The following is a 13,955-nucleotide window of genomic DNA, read 5'->3' on the forward strand; positions in this document are numbered from 1 at the left end:
ATTAGTCCTCTCGGTCAGCCTGCTCGGCTGCTTGTTCAAACGATTGCTCAGTCACTCGAAGCTCGTCTTCGGGTGCGCGTGCGAATTCAATTTCTACCACCGCGCCGGCCAGATTTTCCAATCGTGCGACGCTCACGCGCAGCTCTTTCTTCGCGCGCGCGACGAGGATCACCGAGGACTCGTCAGGAGACAGCGCTCCCAGCCGGCCCACGGTCCTCCCCTCCAGCGAAATGACACGGCCACAGTTGCGACGGAAATGGCGCGGCGCGGTGAGCGGCAGATCCACGCCCGGCGTGGAAACCTCCAGCGTGTAGCCTGCGCCGAAATTGAGCTCGCCGCGCGCCTCTAGGTCGTCGAAAAACGTGGAGATCTCATCGGAGACCTCCCCCAGCAGATCCGAGCTCGGGCGTTCGTCGCCATCGACGCGGATAACCACCTGGGACTTCTTTCCAGCCGGAGTTGCCTTGACGTGCTCAAGGTCGAGCCCGCGCGCAGCCAACAGCGGGGTAAGCCGCTCGGTCAAAATCTGTGGAGTGGGAAAAGCCATGCGTTCTACCCTAGCTGCTTCCCACGCCTCGCACGCGCGCTAAGGTTGACTGCGTGTTACGCCGAATGCTCATTGCCGCCGTCTTGCCCGCCGCCCTGCTCACCGCCGGGTGCGCGCCTATCGTCGACTACTTCGGCCCGCGGCCGGACCCGACCCTTATCGAACTCGCCGCGCAAGCGCAGTCCCAGGGCAACGCAGAGCATGCCGATGCCCTCTGGGCCGAGGTCGCCCGCACCTGCGGGTTCGCCGAGGACGGCACCTCCCCTGGCTCCTGCCAGGTCGACCGCGACGCCGCCATGGCGGAGTACTCCACGAAGCACGCCGAGCCCATCGATCCGCTCACCGCCGCCGTCCCCGTCGAATCCCGCGCGCTCATCGTCTCCCACGCTATTGACGATGCCGCCAGCGCCGCGCCGCAGCTCGCCGAGCCGGACCTTATGCTTACCCCAGCCGAAATCGACCAGGCAAAGGATCTCCTCGCGTGGGAATACGAGACCATCTGGGGACTGGACACGGCGAAGGCATTTGCGGCGGGCGATCAGGAGGGGCGCATCGGCAGCCTCATCGCTGACCACGAGCAGATCGCCGCATGGCTGCGGGGCCTGCTGGCAGACGCCAAGGCCGAGGCCCCGGCGCAGGCCGCGGCCTACACTGCGACGGACCTGCCGCTGCCCACAGACACGGCGAGCTCCGCAGACTACGTCACGCAGTTAAACGCACGCACGCAGGAACGCTGGACGCAGGCGGCGACAATCGCGGGCCGGGACGAAGCCACAGCTGCCGCGACCACCGAGGCGACGGATGCGACCGCGTGGCTGCGCTGGCTCGTGGGGACCGCCGCCTGGGCGCGCACCGTCTAGCGGGTAGAGTGGGCGGTTATGACCGCTTCACGCCAGAAGTCCGCACGCTGGCTCGCTCTCCTCTTACTCATCCTCGGTATCGGGGCGATGTCGCTGGGAGGTGTGGAGCAGCCCAACGCGGGTACTCATTCCCTGCCGAGCGACGCGGAGTCCACCCGCGTCGCCAACATCCAGGCCGAGGTTCAGGAGGCCTCGGGCGCCGGCGGATCTCAGGCGGCCATCGTCTTCTTCAGCGGTGACGTGCGCACACACATGGACGAGTTGCAGAAACTCGCCGGTGACTTGGGCCCCGTCATTCCGAATGAGGCCGGCGACGGTGCCATCGTGCCCTACAACGTGGAGTCCACGAGCTCCTCGCAGAACGCCACCGAGGTCGAAGACCTACGCGCGCGCCTCACCGACGGCGCACCGGAGGGCGTGACCGTCCAGGTCACCGGCCCGGCCGCGATCCGCGCTGACCTCGCCAGCGTCTTCGAAGGCGCCAACTTCCTGCTCCTTGGCGTCACCGCGGCCATCGTGGCGCTCCTGCTCATCGCGACGTATCGCTCCCCCATCCTGTGGATCCTGCCGCTGCTCGTCATCGGCATCGCTGACCGAGTCGCCGCAACCATCTATACCTACGTCCTCGACGCCACCGGCCTCGCCTGGAACGAGTCGACCTCCGGCATCCTCTCCGTCCTCGTCTTCGGCGCGGGCACGAACTACGCGTTGCTGCTCATCTCTCGCTACCGCGATGAGCTCACGCGCCACGAGGACCGCTTCGCCGCCATGGCCGCCGCCTGGCTGCCCACGCTCAAGGCTGTCACCGCCTCGGCGACGACCGTGATCCTCGGCGTGCTCTGTCTGCTGCTCTCCTCCGTCCCCAACACCCGTGGCCTGGGCCTCGCGTCCGCCACGGGCATCATCATCGCGTGGCTCTTCGCCCTGTTCGTCCTGCCCGGCGTGCTCGTGACCTTCGGTCGCTGGATCTTCTGGCCCCGCCGCCCCGAAGTCGGCACCGAGCCGAACCACAAGCTCTGGGACCGCGTGGGCGGCCTTGTGGGCGCACGCCCCAAGCTCGTCACGGCCGTCTCCCTTCTCCTGCTCGCCGTGTGCGCTTCCGGCTACGCCCACATTTCCACGGGGCTGACCCAATCCGACCAGTTCCTCGACACCCCGGAATCCATCTCCGCTGGCACCGAGCTCGAAGAGAAATTCCCCGAGCAATCCGCCACTCCGACCATTATCGCCACCCGCGACGCGGACGCGGTGAAGGAGGCCCTCCCCGACGCTCAAGAGACCGGCGCCGGCAACGGCTGGACGCTCTTCCAGTCTTCCGCCCATTTCTCTGAACTACGCGGGCAGCTGCCGGGCGAGACCTACGTGGGCGGCTCCGACGCTCAGCTCGCGGACGAAGAATCCGCCGCAGCCGACGATCGCCGCACCATCTTCCCGCTCGTCCTCGCTCTTGCATGTGGCGCGCTCATCCTCATGCTGCGCTCCCTGCTCGCGCCGCTCATCATGGTCGCCTCCGTCTTACTCACCAATGTCGCCGCCCTGGGCCTGGGCTGGTGGGTAAGCTACTACATCTTCGGCTTCGACCGCTTCGCCTCCACGACGCCGCTTTTCGCGTTCGTCTTCCTCGTCGCCCTCGGCATCGACTACACGATCTTCCTCATCACCCGTGCCCGCGAGGACGCCCGCAGTGTTGGCACCCGCCGCGGCGTGCTCACCGCGCTCTCGGCCACCGGCGGCGTCATCACCTCAGCCGGCATCCTGCTGGCCGCCGTCTTCGCCGCACTCGGCGTCCTCCCCCTCGTCGTCCTCGCGCAGCTGGGCATCACGGTCTTCATCGGTGTCCTCCTCGACACTCTTATCGTGCGTACCGTCCTCGTGCCCGCCCTCGTCCAGCTCCTCGGCGAGAAATTCTGGTGGCCTGCCCACCCGGCCGGAAAATCCGACTCGGAAACGGTTTCCCTTAAATCTGCCGGATCCCCCGCTGCGCAGCGCTCCTGATAGAAGCCTGTCCTTCCGCTGAGCGGAGGACAGGTAATTATGCGTTGAATTTCATTGCACACAATCGCATGGACTCCTACATTGGGTCGGCATGGACGCGGCAGGCCCTCCTCCCGCTGCTTTCAAGAATCTGACCTCAACCATGCAAAGGAGCACTAACTCCATGCGTTCTATGACGAAGACTCTCGCAACCTTCGGTGCCGCCACAGCGCTTACCACAGCGCTTACCGCCGTCGGCGCCCCCGCCGCTCACGCCGCCTCCACCGCGGCCTGGGACCAGGTCGCCGCGTGCGAGTCCGGCGGCAACTGGAATATCAACACGGGCAATGGCTACTACGGCGGCGTCCAGTTCAGCTACGACACGTGGGCCGGCTACGGCGGTCAGCAGTACGCGCCCACCGCAGACCAGGCCACCAAGGCCCAGCAGATCGACATCGCCGAGCGCGTCCTCGCTGGCCAGGGCGCTGGCGCCTGGCCCAACTGCGGCGGCCCGCTGACCTACTAGCCGCTAGCGCGTGAGCCGATAGGCCGCACGCATTATGAGCAGCTGCGCCGGAAGGCGCAGCACGTGATAGGCCTTCTTCCCCCACCCCGCGCCGGTCTTCAAATCGCGCGCGGCGTGATAGAAGTTCGCCGGCCACACGGCCGCGAGCAACCCGAGCGCTGACCACCCGCCCACAGGGCGGGTTTTCTTATTGATTACTGCGGCACCCGTCCCCAACTCCCACACGCCCGAGGCGTAGTTGTACAACCGCGCCGTGCCCGGCAACTGCGGCGGCACGATGGACTCAAACTCCTCCTTCTTTACGAAGTGGAGGGTGCCCATGGTGAGCATGACCGAACCGAACGTCAACGCGCGGGCTTCATTCCAATCGATGTTCATACCTCGAGCCTAGCCCCACCAACCGTGGTGACGCACGCACAAGGAAACCACCAAAGGTAAACCACACATCTCCCAGACCCGCTCGGTTTACTTCCTCTGGTTTCCTTTTACATAGTCGTTACACAGTCGAACAAAAGGGAGCCTCACAAGATCCCTTCTGTCCCTCCACAATCACGAACGCCCCACCGACACACGTCGATGGGGCGCCTCGCCTCAGAAGTTAACCCTTAACCACGCACGAGCGAGGTGAGCTTCTCCACAATCTCCGCAGCCGGGACCTCGAGGGTCTCGCCTCCGCGGATACGCAGCTCAATAATGCCATCCTTGAAGGAGCGGCCCAGGATCGCGATGAACGGCATGCCCAGCAGCTCGGCGTCCTTGAACTTCACACCCGGGGAGACCTTCGGTCGGTCGTCGAAGAGGACCTCGATACCGGAAGCATCCAGGTCAGCCACGAGCTTGTCGCCCGCCTCGAGAGCCGCCTGATCCTTGTTCGCAACGACCACGTGGACCTGGTACGGCGCCACATCGATAGGCCAGTTGAGGCCCTTCTCGTCCGAGCGCTGCTCGGCGAGAACAGCCATCATGCGGGAGACGCCGATGCCGTAGGAACCCATGGTCGGGACGGCGCGCTTGCCGTTCTCGTCGAGGATCTGGACGTCAAAGGCCTTCGTGTACTTGCGGCCCAGCTGGAAGATGTGGCCCAGCTCGATGCCGCGCTCCAGCGTCAGCGTGCCCTGGCCCTCCGGAGCCGGGTCGCCTTCCTTGATCTCCGCTGCCTCGATGAACTCGTCGACAGTGAAGTCACGGCCAGCCACGCACCCCACCACGTGGCGGTTCTTCGCATCCGCGCCCGTGATCCAGGAGGAGCCGTTGACCACGCGCGGGTCAGCGTAAACCTTGACGCCATTGGCATTAAGGGCACGCGGCCCCACGTAGCCCTTGACCAGGAACGGGTATTTCTTAAAGTCGGCATCCGACGCCAGCTCAAACTCGACCGGCTCCAGCGACGCCTCGAGGCGCTTCTCGTCCAGCGCGCGATCGCCCGGGATGAGAACCGCAGCGAGCTCCCATTCCTTCTCTTCTTCCGATGCCGCCGGCGCGGCAGTCTTGATGACCATGCACTTGAGCGTGTCTGCGCCCGTTACGGCGCGACCGTCGATCTCGATGCCCTCGCCATTCGCCCAGTCCACGAGGGTGTCGATGGTCTCTGCATCCGGGGTCGTGTACTCGGTCACCTCCGGCTGGCCTTCGATGGGGGCCTCCGCCGGAACCGGGGTGACAACGGCCTCGACGTTCGCCGCGTAGTCGCCATCAGTCGCGCGCACGAAGGTATCCTCGCCCGCAGGCGAGACGGCCAGGAACTCCTCCGACGCAGAGCCACCCATGGCACCCGAGGTCGCCTTGCAGATGGCGTAATCGATCTTCAAGCGGTTAAAGATGTTTTGGTACGCCTGACGGTGACGCATGTAGGACTCGTCCAAGCCCTCATCCGTCATGTCGAAGGAATAGGAATCCTTCATCACGAACTCGCGGCCACGCAGAATGCCCGCACGCGGACGCTCCTCGTCGCGGTACTTGGTCTGAATCTGGTACAGAGTGACCGGGAAGTCCTTGTACGAGGAGTACATGTCCTTGACGGCAAAGGCGAACATTTCCTCGTGCGTCGGGCCCAGCAACATGTCTGCGCCCTTGCGGTCCTGGAGACGGAAGAGGTTATCCCCGTACTCGGTCCAGCGGTCCGTGAGCTCGTAGGGCTCGCGCGGCAGCAGCGCCGGGAAGAGCATTTCCTGGCCGCCGATGGCATTCATCTCCTGGCGGACAACATCCTCAATCTTGCGCAGCGTGCGCAGACCCAGCGGCAGCCAGGTGTACACACCAGGCGCGGCACGGCGCACGTACCCCGCGCGGACCAAGAGCTTGTGGCTGGTGACTTCGGCGTCGGCCGGATCCTCGCGCAGAGTGCGCAGGAAGAGCGTAGAAAGGCGTGTAATCATGGTTCCCAACTTTACCCCGCTGGGCCGGGCGCTACGCTAGTGGCATGCTCATCGTCCTCCCACCTTCTGAAACCAAGGCGCCCGGAGGCACCGGCGCCCCGCTTGACCTGGACTCTTTGTCCTTCCCGGAACTTAACCCGGCGCGCCGCGAAATCGCGGAAGTCTTAAGCTCCCTGGACCCCGACGAGGCGCTCAGCATCCTCAAGATTTCGCAGAAGCTGCGTGGGGAGGCCGTCGCCAACACGGAGCTCTTTACCTCCCCCACCATGCCCGCCCTTGAGCGCTACACCGGCGTCCTCTACGACGCTTTGGACGCTCCCTCGCTTTCCGATGCCGCCCGCTCCCGCCTCGCCGTCGGCTCCGCCCTCTTCGGACTCGTCCGCGCAGGCGATCTCATTCCCCACTACCGGCTATCCGGCGGCACGAAACTCGAGGGCCGCACCATGAAGTCGCGCTGGGGCTCGTTCATCACGGACGCGCTCACACGGGTCCAGGACGAGGAACTCGTGGTCGACCTGCGCTCCGGCACGTACCAGCAGCTCGGCCGGCTCCAAGGCGCTGTGACCGCCCGCGTCGAGTCCGTGCAGGAGGACGGCTCCCGCAAGGTAGTCTCCCACTTCAATAAGCACTACAAGGGCCAGCTCGCCCGCGTGCTCGCGACCGCACCCTCGGAGGCCTACTCCATCGACGACGTCGCCGCCCTTGCCCAGGCCGCAGGACTCACCACCGAAACCCGTCGAAACGAGCTCGTCCTCGTCATCTAAAACTCGTCACCATTTACCCCATTGCGCTGTGCTTTCACCATCCAGTGAATAAAATTAATGGTATGACACGGCGTAAGAAATCTCTGGTGTGGCTCAGTTCGATCCTCGCGGTGCTCGTAGTCATCGCGCTTCTCGCGGGGTACTTCTCCGCGCGGATCATCCTGCACTTTCTCTTCGCCCCGCAGCACGACATTGACGTCTACACTTCCCCTGCGCTGAAGGCCGCCCACACCCGCATCACTACCGAAGACGGGCTCGGTCTCGACGCCTGGGAGCTCGCACCGGACACCGACCCGAAGGGCGGCGTTGTCATCCTTTCCGGCCTCCAAGGCCCAAGTGTGACGCACCTCCACGAGTTCGGCGAGTTTCTCCAGGACCAGGGCTACACCGCGCTGCTGCTGGAGATGCGCGGCATCGCCGGCTCCGAGGGCGACCACGAGGAGGGCGGCCTCGGCGAAATCCGGGATCTCAAGGCGGGGCTCACCTACCTCCGCTCCGAGCACCCGGATCTTCCGCTGGGTGTGTGGGGCACGTCCATGGGCGGCTTCGTCACCCTCGCGAGCCTCGACTATCTCGACGCGGACACCATGCCCGCCGCCGTGGTCGCCACGAGTTCGTATACCGATTTTCCTTCCATTTTCGCTGATACCGCGATTGCCTACGGCCTCACCGAGAGCCAGCGCACCGCCGTGGAAGAAGGAATCACCGAAGAACTCGGCGAGCGCTACGGCGAGTACACCACCGCCAGCGCCCTGCACGCCGTCCAGCACACGGACACCAAGCTCATGCTCGCCTACGCCGAAGGCGACGTCCAAGTCCCCTCGCGCCACTCCAAGGAACTCATCGCCGCCGCCCGCGCCGCGGGCAAGGACCCTGAAGTCTTCGCCGTCGAAGGCAAGGAACACTTCATCGTCCCCGCCAACGAAGAAGGTCTCACCGAGTACGTCGGCGACACCTCCTACGGCCGCGCCGTCGCTGACTTCTTTGCACGCAACCTGCGCCGATAACGCACCTTCCTTAAACCTAAACTCATCCCGCGCACCAACGAGGGCCGCACAGCGCAACGAAGATATGCCGAGCTACAGCAGCGGGTTGTACCGCAGACTGTTGCGCCGCGGCTCGCATTCCGTTGCAATGCGAATAGACCGCGCCACGCGTCCCTCATCGCGCGCCTTATAGAGCGGATCCACAATCCGGTCCCGCAGATTCCACGGGGAAATCGTATTGATGTAAATCTTCGTGCCGCCCTCAAAGCCCGCGAGCGTGGACACGCGCAGCTTGATCATCACGCGCCACGGCGCCGGCGTCGCGGTGGACGGCGGACGGTGGTGCCACTCCTCGTTACACGCGACCTGCGGCCCCACAGCCACGTGCGCGGCATGGATGAGGTCGCTCATCGCGTCGCGTTCCTCGCTCGACTGCAGCCACGGCTCACACGTCGCGGACTTGGAGTAGATCTCCAGCGTCGGATAGCGGTGGCCAAAACCGGCAAAGAGCACGGCGTGGTCGTTCTCAGCGATGATGAGGTTGTGCTGCATCGCGTAGTCCACGGCCCACTCGTTGTACATGTTGGGATGCGCACGCAGAATCTCGAGCTCATGGCCTGCCGCCATGCCGCGGTCATCGATGGCCACGAGCTGCTTGTGCAGGTGGTCAAAGGACGCACCCGCCGGCGCCAACCAGTTCTGGAACGCAACGACATACGACGCATACCGATTGTGCTCATACAGGTCGCGCATACTATCGGCCGTAAACTGCACGAACAACCGGTGTTCTTCCGGCGTAAGCGTGCCCGAAGACGCCAGCCGGTCATCCGTCGTCGCACCCGGCACATAGTGATTGCGTCCCACGATGACGTCGTGTCCGCCGCCAAAGAAACAGTGCGACTGCGCCAGCAACGCCTCGTCGTCCGCGTCCGGCTGTCCGGAGGCCGCGCGCTTCGTCCGCACCGTGCGAAGAACATGCTCGCGCCCCGCCGGATCTGCGAGATAGGCATCCATGCGCGCCTGTGTCGCCGCGTCGAGCTGGTAGCCGTAGTTCTGCTCCCAGTAGTCGAAGGAGACAATCTCAAAAAGGTTCGGCACGCGCCGGAACAGCGGCTCCGTCGCATCGAGCGCCCCCGCCGACGCACCGCGCAGAATCTCCCCAGTAGCCAGAATGCGGGATTTCTCCGGCGGCGTCTCCAGCCGGCGCTCCGCACAAAACGCACACGTTGCCACGTGCGCCTGCGCGTCAATATCGTGTACGGCAGACGCAGGCGTCGAGAAAGGCCGGTTTCCACGGCCCGGCACGGTCCATACCTCGGTGCCGGAGAAGGGATTGAGTTGTTTGACGGTGCCGTCCGCCATGCGCAGAATGGGCTCGGGGCGGCTGTAGAGGGACTGGGTCATACCGTTTAGACTATCGCGCCTCTACACTGGTGTCCCATGCAGCACGAGTATTTTGAGGTCGACGTTTTCGCCACTGCACCTTTCAGCGGTAACCCCCTGGGCGTCATCACGGGCGCAGATTCGCTCACCACCGCGCAGATGCAGAAAATCGCCAACTGGACGAATTTTTCAGAGACCACCTTCTTGCTCGAGCCCCACCATCCAGAGGCTGACTACCGCGTGCGCATTTTCACTCCCACAGAGGAGTTCGACTTCGCCGGCCACCCCACGCTAGGCACCGCCCGCGTCTTCAGCGAACTCACCGGCACACGCCGCGCCCTTGTCCAGGAATGCGGCGTGGGCTTGGTCCACCTGCGCGAGGAGGGCGGCGTCTATTCCTTCGCCACCCCGCCTCTGCGCCGCGAAGGCGCTCTGAGCCCCGAAGAGCTCGAGGAGACGTGCCGCTTCCTTAACATCACTCCCGCCGACGTCGTCGATTCCGGCTGGGTCGACAACGGCCCCGGCTGGCGGCTCATCCAGCTTGCCGATGCAGCCTCCGTCCGCGCCCTGCAGCCGTCCCCCATCCCCGGGGTCAAGGTCGGCGTCGTGGGCCTCGAAGCTCCCGGAAGCGAGACCGCCTATGAGGTTCGCGCATTCACGTCCGCATTCGAAGACCCCGTCACCGGCTCGTTCAACGGCGGCGCCGCGCAGTTCCTCCGCGGCCGCGGCCTCGTGCCCAATACCTATGTCGCGGCGCAAGGCTCGCAGCTCGGTCGCGCCGGCCGCGTCCACATCCATGACGACGGCACCGATATCTGGGTCGGCGGCGCAGTCGCCATCCGCGTGCGCGGCACGCTGGAATCCTAAGGAGCACCATGCACCCCTCCATCGAGCACAGCTACGCCAGAGCACTTCCGGACCTCGTCGCGGCCGCGCGCGGCGAAAGCCATCCCGACGCCCGTCTCGTGCTGCTCAACGAGGAACTCGCCACCGAGCTCGGCTTCGACGCGGAGTGGCTGCGTTCGCCCGAGGGCATCGAGTTTCTCCTCGGCCACGGCGAAGAGTCCTACGCCATGGCGTACGCGGGCTACCAATTCGGCCAGTTCAATCCCCGCATGGGCGATGGCCGCGCACTGCTTCTCGGCGAGGTCGTCGACGGCGACGGCGCCCGTTGGGATCTCCACGCCAAAGGCACCGGTCGCACGCCGTTTTCTCGTCCGGGCTCGGACGGCCGCGGCACGCTGCGTTCCATGCTGCGCGAATACCTCGTCTCCTCGGCGCTTCACGCACTTGGCGTGCCTACCACCCGACCGCTGGCGGTACTCTCCACCGGTCGCAAGATTCAACGCCAGATGGTCGAGCCCGCCGGCGTCATCGTGCGCGTCGCCGCCAGCCATATCCGTGTGGGCACGGTCCACTACGCGCAGATGGTCGGTGAAGACACGCTGCGCGCCCTCGCCAACGTTGCTATCGAGCGCCACTATCCCGACCTTGCCGCAGGCGACTACACGGGACTCTACGAATCAGTCATGGCATCCCAAATCCGTACCGTCGCCGCGTGGCAGCGCCTCGGCTTCCTCCACGGCGTCATGAACACGGATAACACGACGCTTACCGGCGAGACCATCGACTTCGGCCCTTGCGCCTTCGTCGAAACCTTCGATCACGACACGGTGTACTCCTCCATCGACACGCAGGGCCGCTACCGCTTCGGCCACCAGCCCGGCATCCTCGGATGGAACCTCGCGCGCCTCGCCGAGTCCATGCTGCCGCTCTTCGACGCCGATCCCAACGAGGCCGTCTCCTTCGCGCAGGAGACCATCAACGGTTTCTACAACGCCTTCGAGACCGAACACCACGCTCAACTCGCCCAGGCGCTCGGTCTCAAACCGGAGACCTCCCGCGAGTTCACCACGGATCTCCTCGCCGCGCTCCCCGGTCACGACCTCACGCAGACTCTCGCCGCACTCCGCTACGGCCGCGATGTTCCGGCCGGAGCCTTGGCAGAATGGCAGCAGCGCTACGCCGCGGCAGCCCCCGCCGCGCCCTCGGAGACCGGACCACGCGTCCCGGTTGTTATTCCCCGCAACCTCGCCGTCGAAGCCGCGCTGCGCGACGCGCCTACCGACATGAGCCAGTTTCTCCGATTGCTCGATGCCGTCACGCATCCATTCACGCCGAACGACGAGTTCGAGGCGCCCAGCGCCCCCGCACAGCTGGAGATGTACCGCACCTACTGCGGAACCTAAACGGGCTCCAGCAGAAGACGCACGTATCGTCCCCGAACCTCCGGCGACGCCTACACGACGATACCCCGTATCTCATAAGATTTTCTTCCTCTATTACCGCGAATCGGCGAGAACAACTACGCGAATCGGCGAAGGAATAGTCGCAAAACGGCGAAAGCGGTACCGCGAATCGGCGAAGGAATAGTCGCAAAACGGCGAAGACTATCACTTTGAATCGCATTTTGCACTAAAATACGAGCTCATGAGCGGTTACGTCATCCAACGCAATATCATGCCCCGGGCGAAGGAAATCCTCGCTTTTAGCCCCGTGACTGTTATCTCGGGCGGACGTCAGACGGGCAAGAGCACCCTCGCCCAAGAGCTCGTACGAGATACCGATGCAGTCGTCGCCAATCTCGACGTTGAGGCGTACCGCGAGGCCGCAGATGCTGATCCTGACGGATTCATTCGCCAGTTCAGCGACCGGCCCCTCGTCATCGACGAGATCCAACGCGTTCCGAAGCTCTTTCTCGCCATCAAGGCGGCCGTCGACGCTGACCGTCGGCCGGGACGCTTCGTCGTGACTGGGTCGTCCAACTTCTTTAGCCTGTCCGGGACCGAGGAAAGCCTCGCAGGACGAGCCATCACCATCCCCATGCGCGGACTCAGCCAAGGCGAGCTACGCGGTATCACTGACGATTTTGCAGCATGGGCATGGAAGCTGCCGGAGAATCCGTCGCCACAGCTCGACCTCCCGGAACTCAGCCGTCGTGACTATCTCACTACCGTCGTGCAGAGCAGCTTCCCGGAGATCCACAATGCACCCGCCGCCCTGGCTGAGGCCTGGCTCGACGCCTATGTCGAGAGGGTGACCAACCTTGATGCACGCCTGGTCCGCCGAGTTCAGCACCCCGACCGTTTGGGGCGATTGTTGCGACTGCTCGCCGCGGAACCAGCCATGGAGTTTGTCGCAGCCAAAGCCGGTCGCAGTCTCGGCGTTCCGGCACGCAGCATCCCCGCGTACTTAGACACGCTTCGCGATGTCTATCTCATCGACGAACTGGATCCCTGGGGACGCAACCTCTCGTCACGCGTGGCGGGGCGAAAGAAGGTGATGTTTAACGACACCGCGATCGCGAGCATCCTGACCGGCACGGACGTGGAAAGCCTTGAATACGACATCGCGGGGCAGCTCACCGGCGGCCTCGTTGAGAATTTCGTTGCCACCGAATTAGCGAAACAACGCGCCTGGTCTTCGGTGAAATTCAATATCATGCACTACCGACATCGCGATGGCGAAGAGGTCGACCTCATCCTGGAAAACCGCCGCCACCAGATCGTCGCCATCGAAGTGAAGACGACCACCACCGTTCGTGCCCAGCATGTACGCAACCTTCGTTCGGTGAGGGACAAGGTAGGTGACGCATTTATCGCAGGAATTGTGCTCTACACGGGCACAAAAACACTGCCGTTCGGCGACAATATCTGGGCCGTGCCGATCAATGCTCTCTGGGAAACCGGAGAGGCCCACTCCCCGACCGAGGGTTAAAGCTCGGCCGCGGTTTAGAGTCCCTCGCGCGCGTTGGACTCGGCAGTCATCTCCGCGAGCACGCCCTCGATGTTGAGATTGACTACCGGATGAGTGGCCGGGTCTTCGGCTGCCAAGTCGCCTTGGATACGGCGGACGTAGTCCACGTCCTTATCGCCGCGACCGGAGAGAGCGACCAAGATGTTCATCTCCTCGCCGGTCTCCTCGCACTGCTGGGCGAGCTTGAGAGTATACGCCAGCGCGTGCGAGGACTCGAGCGCCGGGATGATGCCCTCGTAGCGTGAGAACATGCGGAAGGCATCGAGGGCCTCCGCGTCCGTGACGGCCGGGTACGCCGCGCGGCCGGTGTCCTTGAGGTAGGAGTGTTCCGGGCCGATACCCGGGTAGTCCAGGCCCGCAGACACCGAATGCGGATGCAGGATCTCGCCGTCCTTGAGCAACGCATACGAGCAAGATCCGTGCAGGATGCCCACCACACCCTTGTTGAGCGGCGCGCCGTGCTTGTCCGTGTCAAGGCCCTCGCCTGCCGGCTCGACACCGATGAGGCGGACATTGTCGTTGCCTGCATACTGCTCGCCGTCCTCCATGCCGAGCAGGTACTCGGCGAAGGTGCCAATGGCGTTGGAGCCGCCTCCGGCGCAGGCCACGACGGCATCGGGAAGCGCGCCGGTGCGCTCAAGCATCTGCGGACGCGACTCGCGGGACCAGGCGGGGTGAAGAAAAATGACCAACGGCCCCCTCGCCGAAGCGAAAAGGGCCGTGT

12 protein-coding genes and 1 pseudogene are annotated in these 13,955 nt (G+C 64.5%); 8 read left to right on the forward strand and 5 right to left on the reverse strand.

Features of this window, described 5'->3' with window-relative positions; translation table 11 throughout:
* Window position 1 precedes the first annotated feature (1 nt).
* Window positions 2–547 carry a ribosome maturation factor RimP gene (rimP, locus tag HMPREF2559_RS06125; protein ID WP_068801852.1) on the reverse strand — a complete coding sequence of 182 codons (546 nt, stop codon included), beginning with the start codon at window positions 545–547 and terminating at the stop codon, window positions 2–4.
* A gap of 53 nt (window positions 548–600) precedes the next feature.
* Here rimP and HMPREF2559_RS06130 point away from each other — a divergent pair, with 53 nt between their 5' ends.
* The 3 genes from HMPREF2559_RS06130 to HMPREF2559_RS06140 all read left to right on the forward strand — a co-directional run bounded on the left by HMPREF2559_RS06130 (window position 601) and on the right by HMPREF2559_RS06140 (window position 3,907).
* On the forward strand, window positions 601–1,407 hold the full coding sequence (locus tag HMPREF2559_RS06130) for a DUF4439 domain-containing protein (protein WP_141628427.1): 807 nt from the start codon (window positions 601–603) through the stop codon (window positions 1,405–1,407).
* An 18-nt stretch (window positions 1,408–1,425) separates the two neighbouring features.
* Window positions 1,426–3,402, forward strand: a complete 1,977-nt coding sequence (locus HMPREF2559_RS06135; RefSeq protein ID WP_070539901.1) for an MMPL family transporter — start codon at window positions 1,426–1,428, stop codon at window positions 3,400–3,402.
* 163 nt (window positions 3,403–3,565) lie between these two features.
* Window positions 3,566–3,907, forward strand: a complete 342-nt coding sequence (locus HMPREF2559_RS06140) for a transglycosylase family protein (protein ID WP_066486726.1) — start codon at window positions 3,566–3,568, stop codon at window positions 3,905–3,907.
* Window positions 3,908–3,910: 3 nt separating this feature from the next.
* On the opposite strand, the gene HMPREF2559_RS06145 is transcribed toward HMPREF2559_RS06140, so the two are convergent.
* Both HMPREF2559_RS06145 and HMPREF2559_RS06150 read right to left on the reverse strand, forming a co-directional pair.
* Window positions 3,911–4,285, reverse strand: coding sequence for a DoxX family protein (locus HMPREF2559_RS06145; protein WP_070539904.1), 375 nt, complete (start codon window positions 4,283–4,285; stop codon window positions 3,911–3,913).
* A 227-nt stretch (window positions 4,286–4,512) separates the two neighbouring features.
* A complete protein-coding gene (locus HMPREF2559_RS06150) occupies window positions 4,513–6,282 on the reverse strand; it encodes a proline--tRNA ligase (protein ID WP_070539907.1) in 1,770 nt (589 codons plus the stop codon).
* Window positions 6,283–6,326: 44 nt separating this feature from the next.
* Here HMPREF2559_RS06150 and yaaA point away from each other — a divergent pair, with 44 nt between their 5' ends.
* Together yaaA and HMPREF2559_RS06160 are read left to right on the forward strand one after the other, a co-directional pair.
* Entirely contained in the window at window positions 6,327–7,046 is a 720-nt protein-coding gene (gene yaaA, locus HMPREF2559_RS06155; protein WP_066486738.1) for a peroxide stress protein YaaA, read from the forward strand.
* A gap of 62 nt (window positions 7,047–7,108) precedes the next feature.
* The gene (locus HMPREF2559_RS06160; protein WP_083297792.1) at window positions 7,109–8,053 is read left to right on the forward strand and encodes an alpha/beta hydrolase family protein; all 945 of its coding nucleotides are present in this window, start codon (window positions 7,109–7,111) and stop codon (window positions 8,051–8,053) included.
* Window positions 8,054–8,125: 72 nt separating this feature from the next.
* Here the strand turns inward: HMPREF2559_RS06160 and HMPREF2559_RS06165 are convergent, their stop codons facing one another.
* Window positions 8,126–9,436 (reverse strand): DUF4921 family protein, encoded by a 1,311-nt coding sequence (locus HMPREF2559_RS06165; RefSeq protein WP_070539913.1) that lies wholly within the window; start codon window positions 9,434–9,436, stop codon window positions 8,126–8,128.
* A 36-nt stretch (window positions 9,437–9,472) separates the two neighbouring features.
* On the opposite strand from HMPREF2559_RS06165, the gene HMPREF2559_RS06170 reads away from it, so the two are divergent.
* The 3 genes from HMPREF2559_RS06170 to HMPREF2559_RS06180 all read left to right on the forward strand — a co-directional run bounded on the left by HMPREF2559_RS06170 (window position 9,473) and on the right by HMPREF2559_RS06180 (window position 13,192).
* Window positions 9,473–10,282, forward strand: coding sequence for a PhzF family phenazine biosynthesis protein (locus HMPREF2559_RS06170; protein WP_066512623.1), 810 nt, complete (start codon window positions 9,473–9,475; stop codon window positions 10,280–10,282).
* Between the two features lie 8 nt (window positions 10,283–10,290).
* A complete protein-coding gene (locus HMPREF2559_RS06175) occupies window positions 10,291–11,664 on the forward strand; it encodes a protein adenylyltransferase SelO family protein (RefSeq protein WP_066512625.1) in 1,374 nt (457 codons plus the stop codon).
* Window positions 11,665–11,905: 241 nt separating this feature from the next.
* On the forward strand, window positions 11,906–13,192 hold the full coding sequence (locus HMPREF2559_RS06180; protein ID WP_070539916.1) for an ATP-binding protein: 1,287 nt from the start codon (window positions 11,906–11,908) through the stop codon (window positions 13,190–13,192).
* A gap of 14 nt (window positions 13,193–13,206) precedes the next feature.
* On the opposite strand, the pseudogene HMPREF2559_RS06185 reads toward HMPREF2559_RS06180, so the two are convergent.
* Window positions 13,207–13,947 (reverse strand): annotated as a pseudogene (locus HMPREF2559_RS06185) (pyridoxal-phosphate dependent enzyme); the annotation flags it as partial.
* Between the last annotated feature and the right edge of the window lie 8 nt (window positions 13,948–13,955).

The organism is Corynebacterium sp. HMSC072G08, assembly GCF_001809185.1.
GTDB lineage: Bacteria > Actinomycetota > Actinomycetes > Mycobacteriales > Mycobacteriaceae > Corynebacterium > Corynebacterium phoceense.